At 72.5% G+C, this 25,122-nt stretch carries 20 protein-coding genes; 10 read left to right on the top strand and 10 right to left on the bottom strand.

Annotation, left to right across the window (positions count from 1 at the left end; all coding sequences use genetic code 11):
• Nucleotides 1–178 precede the first annotated feature (178 nt).
• Together ACMCNK_RS13265 and ACMCNK_RS13260 are read left to right on the top strand one after the other, a co-directional pair.
• Complete coding sequence (locus ACMCNK_RS13265) at nucleotides 179–2,239, top strand: GGDEF domain-containing protein (protein ID WP_412736714.1); 2,061 nt, start codon at nucleotides 179–181, stop codon at nucleotides 2,237–2,239.
• A 94-nt stretch (nucleotides 2,240–2,333) separates the two neighbouring features.
• Nucleotides 2,334–3,305 carry a PHB depolymerase family esterase gene (locus ACMCNK_RS13260; RefSeq protein ID WP_412736713.1) on the top strand — a complete coding sequence of 324 codons (972 nt, stop codon included), beginning with the start codon at nucleotides 2,334–2,336 and terminating at the stop codon, nucleotides 3,303–3,305.
• Nucleotides 3,306–3,333: 28 nt separating this feature from the next.
• On the opposite strand, the gene ACMCNK_RS13255 is transcribed toward ACMCNK_RS13260, so the two are convergent.
• Nucleotides 3,334–4,416, bottom strand: a complete 1,083-nt coding sequence (locus tag ACMCNK_RS13255) for a DUF3616 domain-containing protein (RefSeq protein ID WP_412736712.1) — start codon at nucleotides 4,414–4,416, stop codon at nucleotides 3,334–3,336.
• 171 nt (nucleotides 4,417–4,587) lie between these two features.
• Here ACMCNK_RS13255 and ACMCNK_RS13250 point away from each other — a divergent pair, with 171 nt between their 5' ends.
• Entirely contained in the window at nucleotides 4,588–5,607 is a 1,020-nt protein-coding gene (locus ACMCNK_RS13250; RefSeq protein ID WP_412736711.1) for an acyl-CoA dehydrogenase family protein, read from the top strand.
• A 4-nt stretch (nucleotides 5,608–5,611) separates the two neighbouring features.
• On the opposite strand, the gene ACMCNK_RS13245 is transcribed toward ACMCNK_RS13250, so the two are convergent.
• Entirely contained in the window at nucleotides 5,612–6,040 is a 429-nt protein-coding gene (locus ACMCNK_RS13245; RefSeq protein WP_412736710.1) for a glycosyltransferase, read from the bottom strand.
• 351 nt (nucleotides 6,041–6,391) lie between these two features.
• Here ACMCNK_RS13245 and ACMCNK_RS13240 point away from each other — a divergent pair, with 351 nt between their 5' ends.
• Nucleotides 6,392–9,169, top strand: a complete 2,778-nt coding sequence (locus ACMCNK_RS13240; protein WP_412736709.1) for a S8 family serine peptidase — start codon at nucleotides 6,392–6,394, stop codon at nucleotides 9,167–9,169.
• A 47-nt stretch (nucleotides 9,170–9,216) separates the two neighbouring features.
• On the opposite strand, the gene ACMCNK_RS13235 is transcribed toward ACMCNK_RS13240, so the two are convergent.
• Nucleotides 9,217–12,114: a glycosyl hydrolase gene (locus tag ACMCNK_RS13235; RefSeq protein WP_412736708.1), complete on the bottom strand. Its 2,898-nt coding sequence runs from the start codon at nucleotides 12,112–12,114 to the stop codon at nucleotides 9,217–9,219.
• 518 nt (nucleotides 12,115–12,632) lie between these two features.
• Here ACMCNK_RS13235 and ACMCNK_RS13230 point away from each other — a divergent pair.
• A complete protein-coding gene (locus ACMCNK_RS13230; RefSeq protein ID WP_412736707.1) occupies nucleotides 12,633–14,090 on the top strand; it encodes a PepSY-associated TM helix domain-containing protein in 1,458 nt (485 codons plus the stop codon).
• A 319-nt stretch (nucleotides 14,091–14,409) separates the two neighbouring features.
• Here ACMCNK_RS13230 and ACMCNK_RS13225 read toward each other — a convergent pair whose 3' ends face one another.
• Nucleotides 14,410–14,631 carry a hypothetical protein gene (locus tag ACMCNK_RS13225; protein ID WP_412736706.1) on the bottom strand — a complete coding sequence of 74 codons (222 nt, stop codon included), beginning with the start codon at nucleotides 14,629–14,631 and terminating at the stop codon, nucleotides 14,410–14,412.
• A 258-nt stretch (nucleotides 14,632–14,889) separates the two neighbouring features.
• On the opposite strand from ACMCNK_RS13225, the gene ACMCNK_RS13220 reads away from it, so the two are divergent.
• Together ACMCNK_RS13220 and ACMCNK_RS13215 are read left to right on the top strand one after the other, a co-directional pair.
• Nucleotides 14,890–15,744: a helix-turn-helix domain-containing protein gene (locus ACMCNK_RS13220; RefSeq protein ID WP_412736705.1), complete on the top strand. Its 855-nt coding sequence runs from the start codon at nucleotides 14,890–14,892 to the stop codon at nucleotides 15,742–15,744.
• Complete coding sequence (locus ACMCNK_RS13215) at nucleotides 15,741–15,950, top strand: DUF397 domain-containing protein (RefSeq protein WP_412736704.1); 210 nt, start codon at nucleotides 15,741–15,743, stop codon at nucleotides 15,948–15,950. Before ACMCNK_RS13220 ends, ACMCNK_RS13215 begins: the two co-directional genes overlap by 4 nt.
• A gap of 90 nt (nucleotides 15,951–16,040) precedes the next feature.
• Here the strand turns inward: ACMCNK_RS13215 and ACMCNK_RS13210 are convergent, their stop codons facing one another.
• The 3 genes from ACMCNK_RS13210 to ACMCNK_RS13200 form a co-directional block, all read right to left on the bottom strand.
• Nucleotides 16,041–16,586, bottom strand: coding sequence for a hypothetical protein (locus ACMCNK_RS13210; RefSeq protein WP_412736703.1), 546 nt, complete (start codon nucleotides 16,584–16,586; stop codon nucleotides 16,041–16,043).
• Between the two features lie 114 nt (nucleotides 16,587–16,700).
• On the bottom strand, nucleotides 16,701–18,140 hold the full coding sequence (locus tag ACMCNK_RS13205) for an ATP-binding protein (RefSeq protein ID WP_412736702.1): 1,440 nt from the start codon (nucleotides 18,138–18,140) through the stop codon (nucleotides 16,701–16,703).
• Nucleotides 18,137–18,841, bottom strand: a complete 705-nt coding sequence (locus ACMCNK_RS13200) for a response regulator transcription factor (RefSeq protein WP_412740835.1) — start codon at nucleotides 18,839–18,841, stop codon at nucleotides 18,137–18,139. Before ACMCNK_RS13200 ends, ACMCNK_RS13205 begins: the two co-directional genes overlap by 4 nt.
• Nucleotides 18,842–19,341: 500 nt before the next feature.
• Between ACMCNK_RS13200 and ACMCNK_RS13195 the strand changes: the two genes are divergently transcribed.
• On the top strand, nucleotides 19,342–20,445 hold the full coding sequence (locus tag ACMCNK_RS13195; protein ID WP_412736701.1) for a HesA/MoeB/ThiF family protein: 1,104 nt from the start codon (nucleotides 19,342–19,344) through the stop codon (nucleotides 20,443–20,445).
• Nucleotides 20,442–21,683 carry a hypothetical protein gene (locus ACMCNK_RS13190; RefSeq protein WP_412736700.1) on the top strand — a complete coding sequence of 414 codons (1,242 nt, stop codon included), beginning with the start codon at nucleotides 20,442–20,444 and terminating at the stop codon, nucleotides 21,681–21,683. Before ACMCNK_RS13195 ends, ACMCNK_RS13190 begins: the two co-directional genes overlap by 4 nt.
• A gap of 43 nt (nucleotides 21,684–21,726) precedes the next feature.
• Here the strand turns inward: ACMCNK_RS13190 and ACMCNK_RS13185 are convergent, their stop codons facing one another.
• Nucleotides 21,727–22,821, bottom strand: coding sequence for a HEAT repeat domain-containing protein (locus ACMCNK_RS13185; RefSeq protein ID WP_412736699.1), 1,095 nt, complete (start codon nucleotides 22,819–22,821; stop codon nucleotides 21,727–21,729).
• Nucleotides 22,822–23,056: 235 nt separating this feature from the next.
• Between ACMCNK_RS13185 and ACMCNK_RS13180 the strand changes: the two genes are divergently transcribed.
• Nucleotides 23,057–23,560 (top strand): CAP domain-containing protein, encoded by a 504-nt coding sequence (locus ACMCNK_RS13180; protein ID WP_412736698.1) that lies wholly within the window; start codon nucleotides 23,057–23,059, stop codon nucleotides 23,558–23,560.
• Between the two features lie 73 nt (nucleotides 23,561–23,633).
• On the opposite strand, the gene ACMCNK_RS13175 is transcribed toward ACMCNK_RS13180, so the two are convergent.
• Nucleotides 23,634–23,975 carry a hypothetical protein gene (locus tag ACMCNK_RS13175; RefSeq protein ID WP_412736697.1) on the bottom strand — a complete coding sequence of 114 codons (342 nt, stop codon included), beginning with the start codon at nucleotides 23,973–23,975 and terminating at the stop codon, nucleotides 23,634–23,636.
• Nucleotides 23,976–24,028: 53 nt separating this feature from the next.
• Nucleotides 24,029–25,057: an SMP-30/gluconolactonase/LRE family protein gene (locus ACMCNK_RS13170; protein ID WP_412736696.1), complete on the bottom strand. Its 1,029-nt coding sequence runs from the start codon at nucleotides 25,055–25,057 to the stop codon at nucleotides 24,029–24,031.
• Nucleotides 25,058–25,122 lie beyond the last annotated feature (65 nt).

Genomic DNA, 25,122 nt, shown 5'->3' with positions numbered 1-25,122 from the left:
ACGCCGCGCGCTGAGCCGTTTCACCCGCTGATCCGGGGCGCGGGCGCGGCCCGTGACTGAACCGATTCACCTGGCTCGCCGCTGCTCCCGCTCTGCTCCTGGAGGGCCATCCAGTCGCACCCCGCTCTGCCGACCTTGGTCTAGACAGATCAGGTCCACGCGGTGAGGGGAGGCGGGGATGACGAAAGCGTCCTCGCCCGGCGGCAGGCCACGGCGCCGCCTGCGCACCGTACGGGCCGGTGCCGCGCTCACCATGCTGACGCCGCTGGCCTGCCTGCCGTACTTCGCGACCACCTGGCCGGACGGGAACCGCCCGGCCATGACCGCGATCTGCGTGACCATGCTGCTGCTCGCCGGGGCCGGGGTGGTCGGTGCGGGAGCCGTCGAGCGGGCCGGGCGCCGCACCACGGCGCTGATGGCCGGGCTCCTCGTCAACGTCGCCGGGTTCACCGGCCTCACCTGGCTCGACGGCGGCCTGAACAGCCCGCTCGGCGGGTTCCTGCCGTTCCTGGTGATCCTGCTCGCGGTGGGCATGCGGGTGCGGCCGTTCCTCGTGGTCGCGGCTCTGGCCGCGGCGGGGTACTGGGCAGTGGCCCTCGCGGGCGGACCCGGGCAGGTGCCGTACGCCCTGCTGTACACGCTGTACGTCGGTCTCATCGCCACGATGTGCCTGCGGTACTCCGCGGCCATGGTGTCGCTGCAACGCCGCCTCAGCGACCTGTCGCGGATCGACCCGCTGACCGGCTGCCTGAACCGGCGCGGCTTCGAGGAACGCCTGGCCACCGAGCTGGCCGAGGCCGAACGCACCGGCGACCACGCGGTGCTGCTGCTGGTCGACCTGGACGGCTTCAAGGAGATCAACGACAGGTTCGGCCACCAGGCCGGTGACGATCTGCTGGTGTGGACCGGCCGGACGCTCGACGAGCAGCTGCGTACCCATGACGCCGTGGGCCGCGTCGGTGGCGACGAGTTCGCCGCGGTGCTCAGCGGTATCGACGCCGACGGGGTGCCCGCCGTGCTGGAGCGGCTGCACGCCGCCCTGGACGGAGTGGCCTCGGCAGGCATCGGCTACGCCTGCTATCCGGCCGAGGCGACCACTCCCGAGGCTCTGAAGGCGCTGGCCGACCGGCGGGTCTACCGCGACAAGGCGGACCACGACCGGCAGATGCCGGCGGAGGCCGCGGTCGCCGGGGCCCGCAACGACGGCGCCCGCCGGCAGTCCGCCACGGTGTCGCGGCACGAGCGGCGCCGCCGGGCGATCACCGAGACCGGCCGGCTCGGTATGGCCACCCCGGGCTCGGCACTGTTCTACATGCTGCTGTTCGCCGCCGGTCATCCGCACCGATGGCTGATGGTGGCGCTGCTCGCGGTCGCCTTCGCGCTGGGGGTGGGCACCGTCGCGGCGGCGGGCAGGCTGAGCCGCAGCTCCGCCGCCATTGTCGTGCTGCCGGTCATCGGCGGGCTGCAGTTCATCTTCTGCGCGGTCGTGGTCTGCCTCGACGGCGGGGCGAGCTCCACGCTCGCGCTCGGGATGGTCTGCACGATGCCGTTGATCGCGCTGATCAGTCCCCGGGCCGGCCTGCTACCGCTGGCAGCGGCCGGATACGTGGCCATGGCCGTGTTCGTCGGCGTCTCCAGCGCCTGGTACGTGGTCGCCCACCTCGGCGGCGCGTTGGTCGTGTCCGTCGTCTGCGCCGGGCGGGGCCGGGTCGCCGCCGCCCAGCGCCGCAAGCTGCGTGAATTGTCCCGAGTGGACGCACTGACTCAGGTTCTCAACCGGCGCGGCTTCGCGGAACGCTGGGCGGCCGAGATGTCCCACGCCCGGCGCCACCACCGCGACCTTTCGCTGCTCGTCCTCGACCTCGACAAGTTCAAGGAGGTCAACGACTCCGCGGGCCACGCCGCGGGCGACGAGCTGCTGTGCTGGGTGGGCGCCACCCTCAAGGGACGGGTGCACCCGCACGACGTGGTGGGCCGCCTCGGCGGCGACGAGTTCGTCGTCCTGCTGTCCTCGCACAGTGCCGGCGCGGCCGACGACATGGCTCGCGACCTGGTCGCCGCATTGTCCGAACGCATCGGTGTCAGCGTCGGCGCCGCGGTCCTCGGCCGGCACGGCACCGATCTCGACGAGCTGTACTCGTACGCCGACGCGGAGCTGTACCAGCAGAAACTGGCCCGCGGCCGGGGCCGCAGCCGCCGCCCGGTGGCTCCGAACGCGGGCAGTGCGCTCGCCGCATAGCATCCGCCCGCCGGTTGTGGGGCGGCAGCCCATGTCGCAAACCGGCCGCGGCACGTAGCGTCGGCTCATCCCCGAATCCCCCGCGGAGGCCGCCATGGCCCTTTCCCCCGTCCGCATTGCCCGTCACCTCGCCGTCGCCGTCCTCTCCGTCGGCCTGGCCGCCGTGGCCACCCCCACGCCCGCGCGGGCCGCCGGGCTGGAACAGGTGAGCAGCTTCGGCAGCAACCCGGGCAACCTCTCCATGTACGCCTACCGCCCCGCCGGCCTGCCGCCGGGTGCCCCCGCCGTCGTGCTGCTGCACGGCTGCACACAGGACGCCGCGACCTACTTCGCCGACTCCGGGTGGCGCACGTTCGCCGACCGGTGGCACTTCGCGCTGGTGCTGGCGCAGCAGAAGTCCGCGAACAACTCCGCCGCCTGCTTCAACTGGTTCCTGCCCGGCGACACCAGCCGCGGGCAGGGCGAGGCGCTGTCGATCCGGCAGATGGCCGGGTACGCCGTGGCCACGTACGGCACCGATCCGGCCCGGGTGTTCGTGTCCGGCCTGTCCGCGGGCGCGGCGATGAGCGCGGTCATGCTGGCCACCTACCCGGACGTGTTCGCGGCCGGGTCGGTGGTGGCCGGGCTGCCGTACCGCTGCGCCACCTCGCTGGTCGAGGCGCTGACCTGCCAGTACGCGCCACCCGACCGTACCCCCTCGCAGTGGGGTGAGCTGGTGCGCGCGGCGTACCCGGGCTACCGCGGGCCGTGGCCTCGGGTGGCGATCTGGCACGGCCAGGCCGACCGGACCGTCGTCCCCGCGAACGGCGACGAACTGCGCGACCAGTCCACCGACGTGCTGGGCGTCGCGGCGCGGCCGACCTCCACCGTGTCACTGCCGGCCGGCACCACAGTGGAGGTGTACGGCGCCGACCAGGTCCGGCTGTACCGGATCGCCGGGATGGGCCACGGCCAGCCGGTCGACCCGGGCCCGGGCACGGACCAGTGCGGCGTGAGCGCCGCGTACTTCCTGGATGCGATCTGCGCGGCGTACCGGGATGCGCTGTTCTTCGGTCTCGACCGCTGATCAGGCGCGGCGGTCCCCCGACCGCTGATCAGGCGCGGCGCGGTGGCAGGCGGACCACGTCCGCCACCACCGCGCCGTCGTCGGTGAGGCGAGCCGCGGCGGGGCTGTCGTACACCACCATCAGGCGGCCCTGCTCGCGCGGGGCCAGCAGGCCGATGCCCTCGGCGTGGTCGTCGCCCTCGCCGTACGGCAGGTCCAGCTCGCGGGTCAGCACCGGGCCCCGCACCACCGCGGGCATCTCGACCTGGGCCGCGTCGCGCCAGCGGTAGATCCGCACCGGCCCGTCCAGGTCCATGGTCGGGCCGGCCAGCACGAGCAGGTCGTCGCCGTCCGGGCACAGGTCGCGGACGCCCAGGCCGTCGAGGTCCAGCACGTGCTTGCGGTACGGCCGCCCGTCGTCGAACGGTCGCAGCAGCAGCCGGCCCGGGTCGTCCGGGTCCGGGTACGGCCGCAGTTCCAGCACGAACGCCCAGCCGCGCAGCACCGGGCCCCGCAGGCCGAGGTAGACCCGTTCGCCGCGGACGGCGATGCCCTCGATGTCCAGCCCGTTGTCCTTGCCGGGGATGGCCAGGAACGGGGCGAGGTGCTCGTCGTCGGCGAGCAGGGCGCGCAGGTTGCCACGCCCGGCGAGGACCGCGGCCCGGTGCCGTTCCCCGTCCACGACGATCTCGCGGACGGGGGTCGGCAGGCCGTCCACGTCGGCGATCGGCAGTCGTACCAGGATCTGCCGGTTGTCCTGCCCTTCCACCCGGGCGAGCCGTTTGAGGGCCTTCGCGTCGGCGTGGCGCGCCTTGATCTGCTTGCGGCGCAGGCTGTGTGAGCCGACCGCCCACAGGAAGTGCCCGGTCCGGGCGAGGCCCTCGATGTCGGCCTCCTCCTCACCGTCGGCGCCGGGCAGCTCGATCAGGTCGCGGAGCCGGAACGTGGTCTCCTCGCCGTACCGGGTGGGCCGGTGCGGATCGTCGGCGATCAGGCGTTCCACCGTCGCGGTCTCGTCGCCCGCGACCCACAGCACGGCACCGTCGGCACGGACCGCGGACAGGTTGGTGTGCGTGGTGGCGGCCCGGGACCGATCCCCGAAGTGCAGCCGGACGGTGTGTTCCAGAGTCATGGCGGCATGGTGGCATCCCCGCGCACGTCTGCCGGTGGCCGGTCCCGGTCGTCGGCAAGGCCGAAGGTCCTGGAGGCGAGGGCCGGTCGAGGCTGCCCTCGATCGGGGGCTTTCCATATTCTCGGCCGCGGGGCACGCCTTCGGGCAGTGTCCGGAGAGGAGGGCGCGGTCATGGATCCGGGTGCGCTCGACGCGGTGCGGTCCGCGATGGACGATGGCGGCGCCCTTGCGGCGTACCGGGTCTTCGAGCGGCTGGCCTGGGCGGATGACGCCGCTCAGGTGTCCGCCGCCGGGCCGGATGACTGGCTGGTGACCGGGGCGTGCGCCCTCGGCACCGGGTGGGCGGCGTTGGACCGGGCGCTCGCGTACTCGCGCAGCCGGGTGCGTCGCGGCGCCGTCCCGGCCGACCATCGCGAGTACGGGCTGATCGTGCCGCACGTGGTGCGGTTGGAGGCGGCCCGCGCCGTGCTGGAGGAGACCGCGTCCCGGGCCGACGCCGCGACCACCCGCGATGCCGGCACCGAGGGGGCCATCGCCCGGTACCTGGCGGTCGCGGCGTGCGCCACCGCGTTGGCGGACGGCAGCGTGTACGGCGGGCCGGACCCGGCGGCCGGTACGGACCGGCCGGGTCCCGGCGAACCCTCGACCCTCGACATCGCCCGTGACCGTGTGCGGGCGCATGCCAGGACCGGGGGCCGGTTCCACCGGGATCTGGCCGCCGCCCTCGGGGCGTTGCCGGCGGGCTGCGGGGCGCCGACCGCCGCGCTGGCCCTGGAGTGCCTCGGCGCGGTGCTGGACGCCGGTGATCGCCCCGGTGCCGCGGTGGGGGAGCTGATCGCGTACGCGGAAGGGGCTGCCGCGCTGGCCCGACGCGCCGCCGCGGCCGCCGCCGGCACCCTGCCCGCGGACGCGGACCGCCGGTTCGTGCCGGCCGTGTGTGCCGCGCTCAGCCGGATCCATGCCCGCCAGGTCGCACTGACCGTCGCCGAGGTGGGCCTGGATCCGATCGCCGTCACCGGGGGTCGGCGGGTCTCCGCCGCGAGGGCGGTGCGCCTGGTGCGAGACCCTGCCGGGCGGGCCGGGCTGCGGGACCGGGTCCGTGCCGCGCAGGCCGGTCTGTTCGCCGACCTGGACGCGGTCGCTGCAGCCCTGCGTGCCCGCGAGGCGGAGATGGCGTCGCCGGCGCGGTGACCGATCAGGCGTCGGCGGAGTGTTCCTCGCGGGCGCGGTGCAGGGTCTCCACGACCTCGTACGGGTCGATCTCGGTGTCGCCGTCGACGTCGATGATGCCGATCCAGGCGCCGGCCGCGGCGGCGAAGCCCGCCTCCAGGGCGGCACCCTTGTCCTGGACGTCGCGGCTCGCGATGACCCGGGTGTCGGCCAGGTCGGCCAGGGTGGCGCCGGAGCCGTCGATGCAGCCCGCGGAGACCGCGAGGATCTCGAAGCGGATGTTCTGTGCGTGCAGCACCTCGGAGAGCCGCTGCGCGGTCTGGAGCAGCTTGGCGCCGGGCTTGTGGAACGGGATGACGACGGTGAAGTCGACGGCGGCGGAGTCGGCGGGACGCGATCCGGGGCGGGCCGGAACGACGACGGGCGGGGCGGCGATCAGGTTTGCAACGGTCATGCAACCAACGGTCGGGCGGCAACCTCAATCCCACCTCAGTCGGAAATCAAGGCGTCCGCAAATGTTGTCGCGGTCACAGATGGGAGCCCTCCCAAGGCTGTCCATTGTGGCGCTCCGCACGTTTCGGCCGGCGATTTGTGCGCCATCTGCGCCCCGTCCGAGGCGAGCGGCAACATCTGTTGTCCCGCCCGGGCGGGCTGGCCTGCGGCGCGCGTGGCCGGGAAATCACCGCGTCACGACGCCGAAAGCACGCTGCAACATCTGCAAGAAGTTGCAGCCCATTCGCGTACGTCGATAGCGTCGCCACCGGCTCCCGTCCCGCGGAGCCGTCTTCGGGGAAGGACGACCCAGGTGACGAACGACAGGCCGATCCGGCGCCGGTGGATCGCCGCCCTGGCCGTGGTGGCCACCCTGACCGCACTGGCACCACCCGCCACGGCCGCCCGCGCCGCCACCCCGGGCGAGGCCCCGGCCGCGATCTCCGCACGGGTACGCGCCGCAGCGGCGCACGGCGACACTACGTTCTGGATCATGCTGCGCGCGACCCCCGACCTCAGCGCCGCCCGCCGGGCCACCGGCCGCGCGAAGGCCGGGGCGGCGTACCGGGCCGCCACCGCGGCCACCGCCCGCCATCAGGCCGGACTACGCGCGCTGCTGACCCGCCACGGCGCCCGGTTCACCACCTACTGGATCTCGGACACGATCCGGGTCACCGGCGGCGCCGCACTGCTGCGTGCCGTGGCGGCCCGGCCCGAGGTCAAGGCCGTGCTCCCGGACGACCCGGTCCGCCTGCCCGCGCTGACCAAGGGCAGCGCCCACGCCACGGTGCAGGGCACGGAGTGGAACATCGACCGGATCGGTGCGCCCCGGGTCTGGAACGACAGCCACGACCACGGCGAGGGCATCGTCGTCGCCAACGTCGACACCGGCGTCCAGTACGACCACCCGGCGCTGGCCGCCGCGTACCGGGGCCGCCGCGCCGACGGCACGTACGACCACGACTACAGCTGGTACGACCCGGCGCACATCTGCCCCGGCCAGACCCCGTGCGACAACGTCGGGCACGGCACACACACCATGGGCACGATGGTGGGCCGCGACGGCGACACCGCGATCGGCGTCGCTCCCGGCGCCACCTGGATCGCCGCCAAGGGCTGCGAAAGCAGCTCCTGCTCGGTGGCCTCGCTGCTCGCCGCCGGGCAATGGATCGTGGCGCCCACCGACCGGGCGGGCAACAACCCCCGCCCCGACCTCGCCCCGGACGTGGTGAACAACTCGTGGGGCGGCGCCTCCGGCTTCGACCCCTGGTACTCCGACGTCGTGCGTGCCTGGACCGCCGCGGGGATCTTCCCCGCGTTCTCCGCGGGCAACAGCGGCCCGGGATGCGGCACCGCCAACACCCCCGGCTCCTACACCGACACGTACGCGTCCGGAGCGCTCGACGCCGGCGACGCGATCGCGTCGTTCTCGAGCCGCGGCACCGGCCAGGACGGGCTGGTGAAGCCGAACATCGCCGCGCCCGGGGTCGACGTGCGCTCCAGCGTCCCCGGCGGGTACGCGGTCTACAGCGGCACCTCGATGGCCTCCCCGCACACCGCGGCGACCGTGGCGCTGCTCTGGTCGGCGGCCCCGGCCCTGCGCCGCGACATCGCCGCCACCCGTGAGGTGCTGGACACCGCGGCGATCGACACCGACGACCGGTCGTGCGGTGGCCTCCCCGGCGACAACAACGTCTTCGGGCAGGGCCGCCTGGACGCGGCCGCCGCGGTGACGCTGGCGCTCAGCCCGTCCGGCAGTCTCACCGGGACGGTCACCGCGGGCGGTGCCCCGCTGGGCGGCGCCACGGTGCAGGTCAGCGGCCCGGCCGCGCGCAGCGCCACGACCGGCGCGGACGGCGGCTACCGGTTCGCCCGGCTGGTCGCGGGGGCGTACCACGTGCGGATCACCGCGTTCGGGTACGACCCGTCCGAGGCGGACCTGCGCGTCGAGAACGACGCCGCCGGCCGGCTCGACGCGGCGCTGACCACGAGCGCGTCCGCGGTGCTCACCGGTACGGTGACCGCGGCCGGTACGCCGGTGCCCGGGGCGACCGTAGCTCTGGCCGGTACGCCGGTGTCCGTGACCACCGGCGCCGACGGGCACTACCGGATCGCCGCGCCGCTGGGCACCTACCGGCTCACCGTGCGCCCGATCGGCGGATGCACCGCCCCCGCGACCCGGGCCCTGACCCTCACCGGCGACGCGACCCTGGAGGTCCCGCTCGACGCGACCACCGACGCGTACGGCCACACGTGCGGCCCGGCCACCGAGCCGTACCGGGCCGGGGACACCCGGCTCGACCTCACCGGCGACGACGTCACCGCGCAGGTCACGTTCCCGTTCCCGTTCCCGCTGTACGGCGTGGAGCACACGTCCGCGTTCGTCAGCACCAACGGGGTGATCGCCTTCGACGGGCCCGCGCCCGCATTCGCCAACACCGCGCTGCCCAGCGCGGCCGACCCCAACGACGCGCTGTACCCGTTCTGGGACGACCTGTACGTCGACGGCGACGCGACCGTGTGGACCGCGGCCGACGCGGACACGTTCGTGGTGGAGTGGCGCAACGTGCGCTTCTTCGGCGACCCGCAGCAGCGGCTGTCGATCAGCGCCATCCTGCACCGCACCGGCGAGGTCACCTACCGGTACGCGAACCTGCAGGGCGCCTGGGCCACCGGCACGTACGCGACGATCGGCCTGGAGAACCCCGGCGGCACGGACGCGCTGGCGTACGCGGTGGACACCCCCGGCGTGGTGACCGACGGCGGCGGCGTGACGTTCCACCCGCCCGCCGGACGCGTCCCCACGTCGTTCCGTGTGACCACCCGGACCGTCCCGGGCCAGACCGTGTCCGTCGTCGGCAACCTGCCGGAACTCGGAGGCTGGGACCCGGCGCGCGGCGTGCCGCTGGCGGCGGGCGGCTACCCGGTCTGGTCCGGCGGCGCGGGCCTGCCCGCCGGCACCCCGGTCGAGTACAAGTACGTGATCCGCGACCCGGACGGCGCAGTCACCTGGGAACCGGGCGAGAACCGCGCCATGCTCATCCCGGCGTCCGGACGCTACGAGACACACGACACGTTCCGCGGCCAGTGACCCGGTGGGGGTGCGGCCCGCCTCCTGCCGCACCCCCACCCCACGGCTCACGCGTACGGCAGTGTGATCCGGGACTGGTCGCCCAGCCCGAGCGTGGTCGGCTGACTGCCGATCGCGCTCCACACCTCGACGGTCACCGTGCCGTGGTGCAGGTCCCCGGCGGCCCCGGTCGACGCGAGCAGCCCCGCGGCCGGCGTGTAGTGCTCGTAGCCGGGCAGCGGGTCGGTGGCGAAGTACCGGTACGTCTCGGTGCGGTCCACGGTCCCGTCCCCGGTCAGGTCGTAGGAGATCCGGGCCTGCACCCCGTTGCCCACGGCCTGGCCCGCGTCGAGGAACAGGTCGAACGTGGCGCTCCCGCCCTGGTACGCCAGGTCGACGCCGGTGGCCCGGTAGACCTGGGCGCCCGCCGGGGCGCCGTCGTGGTTGCCGGACGCCGCGGCCACGGTCGCGGTGCCCCGCTCCCCGGCCGCGGCGGACAGGCCGCCCGTGACCAGGTACAGCGCCGGTGAAGCGGGGACGGACGGCGTGGGATCGGGCGAGCCGGTGCCGGTCGGGGTGGGCGTCGGGTCGGTGGGCGTCGGCGAGCCGGAGTCGGACGGCGTCGGATCCGTGGGCTGGGCCGCGCCGCTGCCGCCGCTCCACGCGTGGGCGCCTGCGGCGACCGTCCGCCCCGCCGGGACGGCCACGCTCTTGCCGTCCGAGAACGTCACCGTGATCGCCCGGTCGCCGGTGTTCGCCGCCACGTACGTGCGGGCGCCGTCCGCGGTGAACACGGCCGCGAGCGGGTGGTCCGCGTGCACGGAGTTGTCCACGGCGCCCAGCGCGGCCAGGTTGCGGATCCAGTGGAACGTGTGCCCGCGGCTCTCGCCCTCCTCCGTGGTGTACCCGGGGTGGGCGCGCAGGTTCGCCAGGGCCGCCGCCGGGTCACCGAGCGCCTGGTAGGACCAGAGCACGTCCTGCCACGCCGTCGGGTCGCCGCCGTTGTTGCGCACCATCTCGGCGTACGCCGACCGTACGTATGCGGGGTTGTCGCCGAGGTAGAGGTGTCCCGCGGTGATCGGCAGCCGGTTGATGCCGTTGATCATCTCCGGCTCCGCACTGAACCACGTCGAGTACGCCCCGCCGTCGCCCCACACCATGCCGACCCCGCTGTGCCCGAACGCGGCCGGGAAGTTGTCACCGTCCACATCGAACCAGTACTCGTCGACCGCCGCGGCCTGGGTGGTGTAGAGGAAAACGCCCGCATCGCGGATGGCCGTGCTGCCGGTGGCCTGACCCCACAGGATCATCGCGGCGGCGAAGTTCATCCCCTCCGACGACGACTCCTCGTCGTTGCCCGCACCGAACGACCCGTGCCCCGACGCCCAGTCGTGCCCCTCGTAGATGTCGAAGTCGCGCAGGAACGGGAAGCGGGTGTCCGTGCGGTCGTAGTTGTTCGCGTCCCGGATCAGCATGTCGACCATGTCCGCGTACGGCGCGGTGTGCGCCCAGGCCGGGTCGAAGCGGGCCAGCGTCGCCGCCGCGGTCACGTAGTAGCCGTAGTGGAAACTGTGGTCGTTGAGCTCGGAATCCGAACCGTACGACGCCGGGTAGCCGATGAGTGCACCCCAGTCCCCGTTGTACGCGAAGACCCGGGCCGCCTTGCCGGGGGTAGCGGTGAACCAGTCCGTCAGCGTCGCCTTGATCGCCGCGAGCGCCCGGTCGCGCGTCTCGGTGTCGGCGACCAGGTCGGCGATCTCGGCGATCCGGGCCGCCCGGCCCAGGCCCTTGCCGGTCCAGTACGTATCGTCGCCCTGCTGGGCCTTCGGGTCGGCCCGGTCGGCCGCCAGATAGCCGGACAGCGTCGCGAGGTCCGCGCCCGCGCCGTCGCCGATCGCGGGCAGCTCGGGCAGCACACCGTGGAACGTCATCGTGGTGCGGAACGAGCTCACCCCGGCCAGCAGCTTCATCGTGCCCCGCGCGGTCTGGTACGTCGGGGCCAGGGGCGTGGCCCCGGTCAGGTACTTCCACTGGTGCGGATACAGCCCGACCACGGTGCCCGTGGCGGTGCCCTCGCGGGCCTGCGTGGTGAACGAGTACGTGGTGGTGACCGTGCCGGTGGCCGGGGCGTACCGGTAGTCGACGCGCGTGCCGGTCACGTGCGCGTGGGCGTACTGGCCGAACTGCTGCGCCAGCGCGGTGCGCCCGGCCGCGTCCGTCCTCGGCAGCAGCGCCACCGAGAAGTAGCCGCGACCGGCCAGCGACGACGTCAGCGTCGCGCCGCTGACGGTCCACGACGCGCCCGTGGGGGCGTACGCAACATAGTCGTGCCCGTTGGCGGTGAAGCCGATCGTGGCCCCGTCGCGCAACCAGACCGTCGGGGTGCCGGTCGCGGTCACGACCGCATCGCCGCCGCCGGCCTGGAAGTACGCGAACGGCAGGCCCTTGCCGATGGTCGCGCGCAGGGTGTGGGTGCCGTCGCTCCAGTACGGCGTGACCGTCCAATCACTCCAGTCGTCGACCGTGACCACGGGCGCGGCGAGCCCGGCCACGCCGACGCGGATGTCCTGCACGTACGGGTAGTGGAACTCGCCGACCCCGGTGGCCGTGCCGGAGATGGCGGCGGTGTCGTTGCCGGAGAAGCCCAGCCCGTCGCGGTAGGTGTCGAAGGAGATCGGATGCGCGTGCAGCGGCTCGCTGTATGCGCATTCGGTGCGTTTGAAGACGAGCGAGGACCACCAGTCGTTGGTCGGCAGCGCCCCGGCCGGGGCATGCGCGGTGAGGAACTGGCGGGGCCTGGTGGACAGGTCGCCGCAGCCGGTGGGCAGCGGGCCGACCTTGTCGGTGGTGTACCCGGCGGTCGGTGCGGCGAGGGCGGGGGGAGCGGCGGCGATGAGTGCGGCACCGGTCAGGACGAGCACGGTGGTCACCCCCGCCAGCCCAGCGCGGATTCCCTGAGCTGTCATCGGGTTCTCCAGGTAACGAAAGGACCACCGGCCACGCGGGCGGCGGTCCTGAGTCGGGGGATGGTTCGCGGCGGTGTCAGGCGACGGACCAGTGGCTCTGACCCGCTGGAGATGGGGGAGGGGGAGGAAAGGGTGGGGATCGGGATGCTGTGAGAGCGCTCTCTCACGAAGCTAACTGATCGTCATAAGTGACGTCAATGTTTCAGCAATGTTGCATCGTCCGTAGTGGACGCACGGTGCGTCCTCGATCCATGAACCAAATCCACGATGGACGTCTGCCCAGCAGCCGTAACACCGATGCCGGGAGAATCGGAACCGGTTCCGGGCGTCACTGGTTCCGGAACTGCGCCTTTGCGAAAGGTCTGACCGCCATCGGGGGTAGTCGCCGCCCGGCAGCGCAAGGTTCCCTCAGGTAATTCCCGAAACTCGCAGGAACTGCCGGGGCCCCGCCGAACGACTACCGACGCGATCACCCCCTACGGCGCCACAGGGCGCGCTGCCGACATGAGGACCTGCTGATGACACTCGCCCCCGATGTCACCGAGCCCGACCCCACGCCGACCCGCACCCGGCCGAGCGCCGCGCGGACCTCGCCGTTCGGGGCGCTGCTGCTGCGGCTGCACTTCTACGCCGGGATCCTGGTCGCGCCGTTCCTGCTGGTCGCGGCGCTAACCGGACTGGCCTACACGTTCACGCCGCAGTTGGAGAAGCTCGTCTACGCCGACGAGCTGACCGTCGCCGACCCGGGCGGGCACGTGGTGCCACTGGCCCAGCAGGTCGCCGCGGCCCGCGCCGCATACCCGGCGGGCACGGTCACCGCGGTCCGGCCGGGCGCGGGGGACGCCACCACCCAGGTCGATTTCACCTCGCCGGAACTCGACGAGGAACACCAGCGGACCGTGTACCTCAACCCGTACACCGGTGCCGTGACCGGGCAGATGACCACCTGGTGGGCCACCACCCCGCTGAAGACCTGGTTCGACGACCTGCACCGCAACCTGCACCTCGGTGCGGCGGGCCGGCACTACTCGGAGTTCGCCGCGAGCTGGTTGTGGGTCATCACGCTCGGCGGGGTGGTCCTGTGGTGGCGCCGCCACCGCGGTGCCCGCACCGCCCGGCGGCTGCTGGCCCCGGAGCTTTCCGCGAGCAAGGGCGTGCGGCGCACCCGCAGCTGGCACGCCGCGACCGGGCTCTGGCTCACCCTGGGCCTGCTCATCCTGTCCGCCACCGGCATGACCTGGTCCCGATACGCGGGCGCGAACTTCGCCGCCGCACTCGACTCGCTGCGGTCCGGCACCCCCTCGGTGTCCACCGCCCTGACCGGCGCCCCCGCCGCGGCGGCCGGTGGGCACCACGGCGGTGGCGCGACCGCCGCGCCCGAAACCACCGTCGACCCGGCGGTCATCGACACCGTGATGGCCACCGCACGCCAGAACGGTGTGAGCGGTCCCGTGGAAATCGGCGTGCCCGCGGACGCCGCCACCGCGTGGACGGTCACCCAGACCCGCAACCTGTGGCCGGTCGGCCGGGACAGCGTCGCCGTCGACGCCGCCGCCGGCAAGGTCGTCGACCGCGTGGACTTCGCCGACTGGCCGCTGCTGGCCAAGCTGACCCGGTGGGGCATCAACGCCCACATGGGAACCCTGTTCGGCATCGTCAACCAGCTCCTGCTCGCCGCGCTGGCCATCGGCCTGATCTGCGTCATCGTCTGGGGCTACCGCATGTGGTGGCAGCGCCGCCCCACCCGGGCCGACCGCCGCGCCGTGGTGGGCGCCCCGCCGGCGCGCGGCGCCTGGATCGGCCTGCCCGCCTGGGGCATCGTCGTGGGCGTCCCGGCCGTGTTCGCGCTCGGCTGGGTGCTGCCGCTGTTCGGCATTCCCCTGGCCGCGTTCCTGCTCACCGACGTGGTCATCGGCGCATTTCGCCGCCGACCGGGATCCGCAACGCCGACCTCACCGGCACCCGCCGGAGGTTGATCCGCGAGAAGGCCCCTGCCTTCGTCCCGGTGGACGCAACCACGAGCGGGGCAGGGGGCCTTCGGGGTGCACCGGCCGCTGTTCGCGATCGGTTCTCACCACGGTGCTCGTTTGCGAAGGCTCTCTGCCCGGATGTACAGCCGTCGCGCTCCCGCTGGGCTGACAGAGTGTGGTGGACGGGCGGTGACCTCGACGTCCCACCACGATTCGTTGTCGTAGGCAACCTCACCGATGACCATGGTGATCCGGACGATCAGTGGTCCCAAACCGTATCGGTAGTCCTTCTCGGTGAGTTCGTACGAGGCTCCGATCTCCGGGGTCACCGGCCCATCACCCGCCACCGACGGAGCCCATTGAGCAGAATCCGGAGCTGCTGATCGTCCAGATACCACCGGTCGTCGACCACGTTCTTGATCGGAACGCGCGAAGCCTCGGCCGGCAGGTTGCCCCGGGGTACGCGTTTCGGCAGGTCCTGGCCGTCGCCGGTCACGGGTGACGCTCCGGAACGCTGCCGGTCGTCAGTGAGCCGCAACGCGGACACCACCTCTGCTTGATTTTGAAGCTGAGCAGGCCCGCGAGGAACCCGATCAGCAGGGCCGTCGACATTGCCACGATCACCAAGGCACTCCGCTCCCTCGGAAACGCAAGTTGCAAGATCGAAGTAGACTCCTATTTTAGGAGCGCCGCCAACGCTACATCCGGACTTCCACTTTGGAAAGACGACACGGCGGCCCGGCGTGCTGCGGCGATCACGGTGCGCTCCATACTTGTCAGCACGTTTCGAGCGGAGGTTTGATCGGTGGCCAACCCGACCGTGCAGCGACGCAGGCTCGGCAACGCTCTCAAGCGGGCACGTGAAGCGGCCGGTAAGACGCAGGACGAGGCGGCCGCGATCATCGACGCCGCCGCATCGAAGATCAGCCGTTTCGAGCTGGGCCAGAGCGGCGTACGGCTCACCGACCTTGCCCACTTGCTGGACTTCTACGGAGTGACCGGCGAGGAAGCCGAGTCCATGCGCGACCTTGCGAGAGCCGGTCGTCAGCGCGGCCGGTGGAGCACCTATCGAGACGCGTTGCCAGGCTGGTTCCGCCAGTACGTGGACCTGGAGTCAGACGCTTCGGAAATCCGGTGGTACCAGTCCGAGGTCGTGCCCGGCATCCTTCAGACCGGCCCCTATATTCGGGCCATCCTGGATGGTGGACCCTCCGAGGAGATCGACCGGCAGGTGCAGGTCCGGCTGCAGCGGCAGAGCGCCCTGGATGAGTCGGACAGCACGGAGCTGTCCTTTGTCCTCAGCGAATCCGCGATCCGACGCACGGTCGGCAACGCGGCTACCATGCGTGAGCAATTGGCGTTCTTGGCGGAGCTCAGCAGGCGACCCGGCGTCACGATCCAGGTCCTTCCGTTCTCCGCGCGTTCCTACGTCAGCTCGGTCTCGTTCCCCTTCGTCATGCTGCGCTTCGACCACGACGCGGCGTCCGACGTGATCTACGTCGAGGACTACACCGACGCTTCCTACCTAGACAGGCCCTCAGATGTCCGGGTTTACACTCGGTTGTGGGACGAGCTGAAGGCAGCAGCCCTCGGGCCGGTCGAGTCTCGGCACCTGATTACGACGGTGGCCGATCAGTTCAGAGAAGAGAGTGGGTCATGAATACCCCAGACCTGACCCGCGCGGTGTGGCGGAAATCGAGCCGCTCCGACGGCAACGGCGGTGCTTGCGTGGAGATCACGGACCTGCCCGATGGCGGGACGGCTGTGCGTGACTCCAAGGACCGGAGTGGGCCGGTCCTGTTCTTCACGGCGATCGAGTGGCGCTCGTTCGTGGAAGGCGTCAAGCACGGCGAGTTCGACAAGTAGCGATTCACCGAACAAGCGAAGGGTGGCTGCCGTAACGGCAGCCACCCTTCGCTGTTCGCAACCGGTGTCGGCTACCGGGACCGGGCCGCGTCAGGACGACGCAGAGGGTGCCGGGGCCGATGGGGCGGTCGGAGCAGGCGCGCCCGGAACCGGTGCGTTAGGGACGGGTGCGTTCGGTGCGTTCGGGGCGGGCTGCTGCTGGTTGAAGCGGGGACGGTTCTGCCAGCCGTTCTGCCCGCCCATACCGGGGCCGCCCATGCCAGGGCCGTCCTGCCTGTCCCAGTTCGGCCCGACGGGCCGCGGGCCGTCCTGCCGGTCGTACCGCTCCATGTGCATCCGGTGGCCGTGGTGGTGGTCCGCGACCAGGGCGCCGACCGCAGTCACGCCGGCCCCGAGGACGCAGCCGACCAGCATCAGGCCACCGGCGACGAGCAGCGGCACGCGGGTCCGCCGGATGCGCCGCCAGCTTCCTTCGCGCGGGGGCGGGGCGGCGTAGGCGGCCTGCGGCGGTGGCGCGTACGCGGCCTGCGGTTCCGCGGGCGGGGCCTCGGCCGCGGCGGGCGCGGCCTCCGCGTTGGTGCGCTCGTCCTGCGGCGGGGGAGGCGTCGCCCCCGCCGGGGTGGTCTCGTCGCTCATTGTTTCTCCTGGTCGCTCGCCTGCGTGGTGCCGCCGTTCCTGGTGCGCAGGGGCGGTGATGGCAATCCTGCGCGGGCCGGATAAGTACGGCGAGGGGCTGTCTCTAAGAACTCCCTAAGGAGCCGCATCCGGCAGGCGTGGCAGCCGGATGACGACGGTGGTGCCGTGCGGTTCGTGTGCTTGCGTGGCGACCGTCCCGCCGTGCTGGGTGGCGGTCTGGGCGACGATCGCCAGGCCCAGCCCGGAGCCGGGCATGGCGCGGGCGGCGGTGGCCCGGTAGAAGCGGTCGAAGACGTGGGGCCGGTCGTCCTCGTCGATGCCGGGGCCGCTGTCGGTGACGGTCAGCCGGCACCAGTCCTCGCCGTCGGCGCGCAGCTCGGTGTGTACGGGCGCGCCGGGCGGGCTCCACTTCGCGGCGTTGTCGAGCACGTTGAGCACCATGCGTTCCAGCTCACCGGCCCGGCCCCGCACGGTGACCGGTACGAGGTCCGTGCTGAACGTCAGGCCCGGCGCGCGGGTGCGGACCCGCCCGACCGCGGCGGTCACCACGTCGGCCAGCTCGACCTCTTCGGTGGCTTCCCGGGTGGTTTCCTCGCGGGACAACTCGACCAGCTCGGTGGTGAGCGTGGCCAGCTCGCGGACCTGGGCGTCGAGGTCGGTCAGCAGTTTGGCGCGTTCCTCGGGCGGCAGACGGTGGGCGAGGTCGGGTTGCCGTTCGACCGCCAGCAGCAACTCGATGTTGGTGCGGATGCTCGTCAGCGGCGTACGCAGCTCGTGGCCCGCGTCCTCGACCAGGGTGCGCTGCGCCTGCCGGGCCGTGTCGATCGCGGCCAGCATGGTGTTGACGGAGCGGCCCAGCCGGGCGATCTCGTCGGCGCCGCTGACCGCGACGGGTTTGGTCAGGTCCATGGTGACCGCGACGTCCTCGACCGCCTCGGTGAGCCGTTGCACCGGCAGCAGCCCGGCGCGGGCGACGGAGCGGCCCAGCGCCGCGGCGCCCGCGATGACCGTGACGCATCCGGCGGCCAGCAGCAGGCCGAAGACGGCCCGGGTGCGGTCCTGGGGGCCCTGGTCGATCGCGACCTGCACGGCGCCGCCCCCGGCGGCCGGCACGGTGACCATGAGGTAGGTGTCATCGCCGACGGTGACCCGTTCCTGCGCCGGCTGGTGGCCGCCCGCGGCGACCCGGCGGGCCGCGGGGGTGACCGGCAGCGGGACGCCGGACACGCTGATCACGGTGGCGTCGGCGCTGATCCTCTGCCAGCGCGGGCCCGCCTCGCGCAGCCGGTGCCGCGGCCCGTCCGGGCGCGGCCCGGGCGGGCCCGGGACCGGAACCCACTGATCCGGGCGGGCGGCGATGTCGCGGGCGTCGGCGCTCAGGTCGGCCCGCAGCCGGTGCTCCTGGATCTGCGTGACCGCGGTCCAGGCCAGCGCCGCCATGGCCAGCACGGCGACCGCCACCGCGCCGGTGACCAGCAGCGACAGCCGGGCATGCAGGGTGCGCCGGCGCCACCACGCGGCGAGCGGGCGGCGGAACCGGCCCCGCGCGGTCACAGCGGCTCCTCGCGCAGGACGAAACCCACTCCGCGTACGGTGTGCAGCAGCCGGGCCTCGCCGTCGGCCTCCAGCTTGCGGCGCAGGTAGCCGAGGTACACGTGGATGCTGTTGGACGCCTCGCCGAAGTCGTAGCCCCAGACGTGCTCGAACAGCACGGTCCGGGTGAGCACCTGGCGGGGGTGGCGCAGGAACACCTCCAGGATGGAGAACTCGGTACGGGTCAGCCGCAGCGCTCGTGCGCCGCGGGTGACCTCCCGGGTCTGCGGGTTCAGTCGCAGGTCGGCGTGGGTGAGCCAGCCGTCCGGGGAGGGTTCCGGCGCCGGTTCGGGTGCCGCGAGCAGGGAGCGGCGCAGCAGCGCGCGTAGCCGGGCCAGCAGTTCCTGCAGGGCGAACGGCTTGACGAGGTAGTCGTCCGCGCCCGCGTCGAGCCCGGCCACGCGGTCTCCGACGCTGTCGCGTGCGGTGAGCATGAGGACCGGCAGCAGCACACCGGAGGCCCGGAGCTGCCGGCAGGCCTGCAGGCCGTCGAGGGTGGGCATGCTGACGTCGAGGATCATCGCGTCGGGTTCGGCCGCGCGGACCGCGTCGATCGCTTCCTGGCCGTCGCACGCGGTGTCGGCCTGATATCCCTCGAACCGCAGCGTACGGGCCAGCGAGTCGCGTACGGCCGCGTCGTCGTCCACCACCAGGATCCGCATCCGCTCCTCCGCCACGCGCCTCGCCCCGACCTCCATGATCGGTCGGTGGGGCCGGGTCACCCGCTGTTCCTTCACTAAGCATTCGATAAGAGCCGGTCCTGCAAACCGTACGGAACGGCCTGGTAAGTGGCTATATACCCATGAAATGGGTATAAGTCATAGATCAGATACATCCGTCTTGTCCAATCCCTGACCGCGATGTGTCGGATCGGCGAATGCCCGGGCCCTGGCGGGTGCATACCTTCGTTGAGTCGGTCGGGCACGCCGCCCGCCGGATCCGGAAGACACGAGGGGAATCGCGTGAAGATCAAGGTCAAGAAGGTTGAGCGCATCGAGGCCACCCGTCCGCACCTGGACCCGGACCCGCCGCAGGGTGCCGCGTAAGCGTTGATGTTTTGGCCGGTCCGGCAATCGCCGGGCCGGCCCCTTTATGCCGACCAGTCCTTTTCATGTCCGACCTTCCCCCGGTGACGTTTCCCGATCCGAACAGGAGAATGGCGATGCCGGTCCGGCCCCAGCTCAAGCCGATCTCGGTGGTGCGGCGGCCCTCCGAGGTGATCCTCGTCGGGCGTGCCCTGGAGGCGACCTACCTCGACGACCCCGACGGCAGCGTCACCGCGCTGCTGCAGGTGCTGTCCCGCGGCGAGCACACCGTCGCCGAACTGCCCGAGGCCATGCGCGGGCACGGCTACGACGTCACCGAGGCGGAGATGGCCGGTGCGGTCGAAGCCCTCGACGAGGTCGGCGTGCTGCTGCGCGCCGACGCGGACGCCGGGCTGGACGAGGCCACCCGCCGTCGCCACGAGAGCAACCTGCGCTTCTACGACCTGTTCGCCGGCCTCGACCGGTCCGCGGTCGACCACCACCGTGCCATGGCCGCCGCGGACGTGCTGCTGCTCGGCGCGGGCGGCATGGGCAGCGGCGTTCTGCAGTCGCTGGTCGGCCTCGGCGTGGGCCGGGTCCGCCTGGTCGACTTCGACGTCGTCGAGGAGAAGAACCTGGCCCGCCAGTTCGCGTACGGGCGCGACGACATCGGGCGCCGCAAAGTGGACGCCGCCCGGGACTGGGCCGCCCGGTACTCCCCGGGCAGCACGGTCGTCGAGGCGATCGACGAGCGCATCACCGGTCCGGACGACCTGCGCCGCCTCGGTGCCGGGGCGTCACTGGTCATCTGCGCCATCGACTCCCCGAACGACGTGCACCTGCTCGTCAACGAGGCGTGCTTCGACCTCGGCGTGCCGTACGTGGCGGCGGGCCTGCAGTACTCGACGATGTTCTACTGGTCGGTCGAGCCCGGGGTCAGCGCGTGCCGGCTGTGCCTGGACCTCGACCGCGAGGATGAGGGCGAGACCATGCCCGAACTCGTCGACCGTTCCGTGGTGCTGCCCGCCGGGCGGGTCAACCGGGCCACCGGGCCGATCGCGCAGCTGCTCGCCGGGTTCGTCACGCTGGAGGCCGGGCGCTATCTGACCCGTACCGATCCGCCGGTCGCCGCCGCGGTCTACCACACCGTCGAGCTGGCCGACGGGATGCGGACCGTCCGGTCGGAATGGAAGCGCAACCCGCGGTGCCCGCTGTGCGCCCGCGCCGGGGAGGCCCGATGACCGTCGACACGCTCCAAGCGCCGCCGCTGCCGACCGCGGCGCAGATCGCGACGCTCACCCTCGTGCCCGACGGCGACGGCTTCGTCGTGGGCAGCCCACACACCGCCGAGTACGTCGAGGTGCCCGAACTGGGCGCCGAGATCATCCGGTGGCTGCAGGACGGCGTCGACCTGACCGAGTGTGAACGCCGCGCCGCCGACCTCGCGGGCGAACCCGTGGACGTCGTGGACTTCCTCAACGTCCTGGCCGAGGAGGGCCTGTTCGCCGGGGATGCGGACCACGACCGGCTCGCCGGGCCGACGGCACGGCGCATCGGCGGGCTGCTGTTCGGCCGGGCCGCCTGGATCGGGTACGCCGTCCTCGCGCTCGCCGGCCCGGTACTGCTGATCGCGGTGCCGGAGTTGCGACCGTCCTATCGCGACGGGTTCCCGTTCCACACGCAGCTGCTCAACATCCTCGCGGTCAGCGTGCTCGGCATGGCCGCCGTGGCCGCCCACGAGGGGGCGCACGTGCTGGCCACCGCCGCGTACGGGCTGCGCAGCAGACTGTCCGTGAGCCGGCGCCTCTACTTCCTGACGTTCCAGGCCGACCTGACCCGGCTGTGGAGCCTGCCGCGGCGCGCCCGGTACGGCCCGCTCGCCGCCGGAATGGTGTGGGACGCGGTCATCATGGCGGTCGCCCTGGTGCTGGAAGCCACGCTGGCGGACCAGCTCGGCCCGGTCGCCGTACGTCTGCTGCGCGCGCTCGTGCTGTTGCAGTTCACCGCGGTCATCGCGCAGATCATGGTGTTCATGCGCACCGACGTGTACGCGCTGCTGGTCAACGCGACCGGCGCGAAGACGCTGTGGGCGACCAAGGGCGCACTGCTGCGCCGCGGTCTGCGCCGCGCCACCGCGGCCGACGAGCGCCAGCTCGCCGACGCCGACCCGGGCGAGGTCCGGTGGGCGCGCCGCTACCTGTGGCTGTACGTGCCCGGCATCGCGGTGGCCCTGGGATATCTGGTCTGGTTCGTGCTGCCCAGCCTGCCCCACCTGGTCGAGCTGTGCGTGGCACCGATCCGGGCGGACGGCCTGACCACGCTCGCCGCATGGCAGGGCCTCGCCGCCCTGGCGATCTCCGTCGTGCCGATGCTGTGGGCCCTGGCGGGAGCGATCCGCAGCGGCGTCCGGGTGGTCGTCGCCGCGGTCGCCCGACGGCGACCCGGCAGCACGCTCGCCGAGGCCGCCGGACGGCCGTGACGCCCCTGCCCGTGCTCGCGGTGGCGGCGCTGCTGCCCCCCGGTCACGCCAGTTGTCTGGCGATCGACTGGGCGGCCTTGCGGGGCGCCGCGGACCGCACCGCGGCGAGGACTGCGCCGCGCCGGTCCGCGCTCGTGCCGCCGAAGGTGACCAGTGTTTCGCTGAACACCTTGTCGGCCACCGGGCCGTACCGGCCGATCGCCGCGGTGATCAGGGGCACCGACGCGCTGATGTCGGCACCGGCCTGTGCCAGCCGCCGGACCAGGAACCCGAGGTCGAGTTTGATGGCCTGATCGTCGCTGCCGAACCACTGCGGAAGGTACGGGAGATAGAGCGCGGCGCGATGCGCGGAGGACGCGATCGCGGCCATCGCCTGTTGCCGGACCTTGCTGTTCGGGTGCTCCAGCAGCGCGATGACGAGTGCGGCGAGGTCGTTGTGCTGCCCGTCGTTCGGCAGCCGCCCGAAGACCTCCGCGGCGTCCTTGACCACCTCGGTGTTCCTGTCCCGCAGCAGGTTGCCGAGTTCCGGCGCGAACGGCGTCGGGTCCACCCGCAGCCAGTACGCCAGATCCCGCAGCGCACTGGCCGCGGACTTCCGTACGTCGACCTTGCTGTCGCGCAGTCCGGTCGTCAGCGGCGCGATCACCGGTCCCACGTCGAAGCTGGGCGGTGTCACCGTCCGGGTCCTGCGACTGTGCTGGTGATACGTCTGACTGATCCCGCTGTGCAGGGCGTCCTGCGCGCCCAAACGGACATTCGGGGACGGGTCGGCACACCGGGCGTCGATGGCCGCCCATTCGCCGCGCCGGAAGTTTTCGCAGGTCAGCACGTACGACGCCCATCGGCTCTGGAGGGCGTCCGTGCCGCGTTCGGCGTGCCCGAGGGCCTCGGCGAGGTCGTCCAGCCACGGCCCGGAGCAGCGGCGCAGGCAGAACAGGAGCGTCTCCGCCGCCCAGCGCCCCGGCTGGGTGCGTTTCAGGCCCGTACCGATCGGCTTGAACGAGAACGCCTGAATCAGGTGCGGTACCTGTGCCGAGAGATCCTCGTCGACCGGCCGGAGGTCTCGCAGGTCCGACGGATCGTGGGTACGCGCCAGCGTCTGCAGGTGTCCGTGACCCTCCGGGTCATCGCTGATCAAGGAACCTCCCCGTCGAGTACGGGCCGTGCGGCACCGAGATTCTGCTGCGCATCGACCCGGCCGGGCTCGGACGTCCGTACCGGTGGCGGCACCCCCATGGCCAATGGCGGTGAACCGAAAGTATGAGTCGCAACCGGTAGGCAACCGTCGCGGACCCGGGCCCGCTCCGGACGACCCCGAATCTTCTTCATGTGACCGGCTGACAGGGGCCGGGCCGGAGCGGGGGAGATTCGGAATGGGTCGCAAGACGCTGCGCAAGATGGTCACGACGGTCGGTGTGCTGCTGGCCGGTGCCGGGGCCTCGGTTGCTGCTCTGTCGGTGTCCGCGGCTCCCGCGTCGGCGGCGGCGGTGTCGACCTCGACGTTGCAGACGCAGCTGGTGACCTACACGAACAACACCCGGGTCCGGGCGGGTTGCAAGGCCATCCGGGTGGACAGCCGGTTGTTGCTGGCGGCGCGGGGGCACAGTGCGTACCAGGCGCAGACCAACCGGATGAGTCACATCGGGTCGCATGGTTCGTCGTTCGTGGACCGGGCGCACGCGGCGGGGTACCGGTACCCGCAGAGTGAGAACGTGGCGTACGGGTACCGGACCGCGTCGGAGACGATGAAGGCGTGGATGGCCAGCCCGGGGCACCGGGCGAACATTCTCAACTGCCAGGCGAAGTCGTTCGCGGTCGGTGTGATCTACGCGAGCAACGGCACCCCGTACTACACCCAGATGTTCGGCTGGACCTGATCCCCAGCCCCCTCACCATCTGACGGCCCGGCCGGCACGCACAAAGCGTGCCGGCCGTTCCGTTGTCCGACCTTCACGGCTGGTCTGGCCGGTTCCGCGGATGCGGGCACCTCGGTGGCGCCGCCGTTGTGGCCGACTCGTCCGCCGCCGCGCCGCGGGCCATGCTGCGGGCGCGGATCGCCGCCCGCTGTGCCACCTGCGCCTGCGCGGTCGCCTCCTCGGCGGTTCTGCGGTAGCCGCCGTCGCCATGCTTTGCGGCCAGCTCGTCGTGGGTGCCGGCCACCTGCCGCTCGACGTCCGCCACGTGCTGCGCGGTCTCCGCGAGCCGGCTGAAGCACCGTCGGGCACGGCGGATCTGCTGACCGATGTCGTGTCGTATCCGCTCTGCCTCGGTGTGCGCACGCTCGCTGTTCATGACCGGATAGGTACCCGCGACACCGCGAGGAACACGCGGGTGGCTCGTGCCGCTCAGATCGCTGCGGCGGGGGTACGGATCACCGCCACGGCGTCCTCGGACAGGCTGCCGATCACCAGCGTGCCGTCGCGCTCGGCCACCGATGTGACGAAGCCGTACCCGCAGTCCTCGCCGCGCAGGTCGTGCACCACCTGGCCGGTGAAGTCGAACGCCATCACCCAGGCGACCGGGGTGGCCTCCGGGCGGACCGCCTCGGGCAGGTTCCACACCAGCGTGCGCAGGAACCCCGGCAGCGGCAGCAGCCGGTCGAGCAGCGGGTTGCGGGGGGCCGCGACGGCCACCCAGAGCAGGCCGTCGCTGCCCAGGCTCATGTTGTCCGGGAAACCGGGCAGATTCTCCACGAGGGTGTCCGTAGTGCCCGCATCCGGCCCGGTCAGCCAGTGCCGCCGGATCCGGTAGCCGGACGTCTCCGCGAACACCAGATGCGAGCCGTCCGGCGCGACCACCACCCCGTTGGCGAACTTCAGCCCGCTCTCCACCGTGCGCACCGCGCCGTCCGGCGTACGGCACAGCAGGCGTCCGGTGCCGGAATGCTCCAACATGTCCCCGAGGTAGTGGTCGACGTGCCACTCGCTGGTCGACGTGGTGAACCAGATCGAGCCGTCCGGTGCCTCGGCGACGTTGCTGGCGAACGTGATCCGCTGCCCGTCCACCGTGTCGGCGAGCGTGTCGACCCGGCCGTCCGGGTACAGCCGCAGCAGTCCCCGGTCGTGGTCGCAGACCAGCACACTGCCGTCGGGACGGGGTTCGAGGCCGAGCGGGCGCCCGCCGGTGTTGCCGATGACCGTACGTTCGCCCGTCACCGGGTCGATGCGCTCGATGCTGCCGTCGGCCGTGCCGGTGAGGACCCCGCCGGTGGCGTCGAACGCCACGTCCTCGGGGCCGGGCGCGCCCGTGGGCAGCCGCCGCTCCACGACCAGCGTCGCGGTCCGATCGCTGCGGCCCGCGTTCGGCGTGGCGGCCGGGGGCGTCCAGCGGCGCGGCCGGATCAGCCGGCGCGGCTTGATCGAGGCATCGGTCACGGTGTGCTCCTCACATCGGCCCGCGGCGGAGACCCCGGGGACGACCAGTGGACCACACCTGGTCG

The organism is Krasilnikovia sp. MM14-A1259, assembly GCF_047159535.1.
In the GTDB taxonomy this organism is placed as follows: domain Bacteria; phylum Actinomycetota; class Actinomycetes; order Mycobacteriales; family Micromonosporaceae; genus Actinoplanes.
This window is presented reverse-complemented; position numbering and strand designations above follow the sequence as displayed.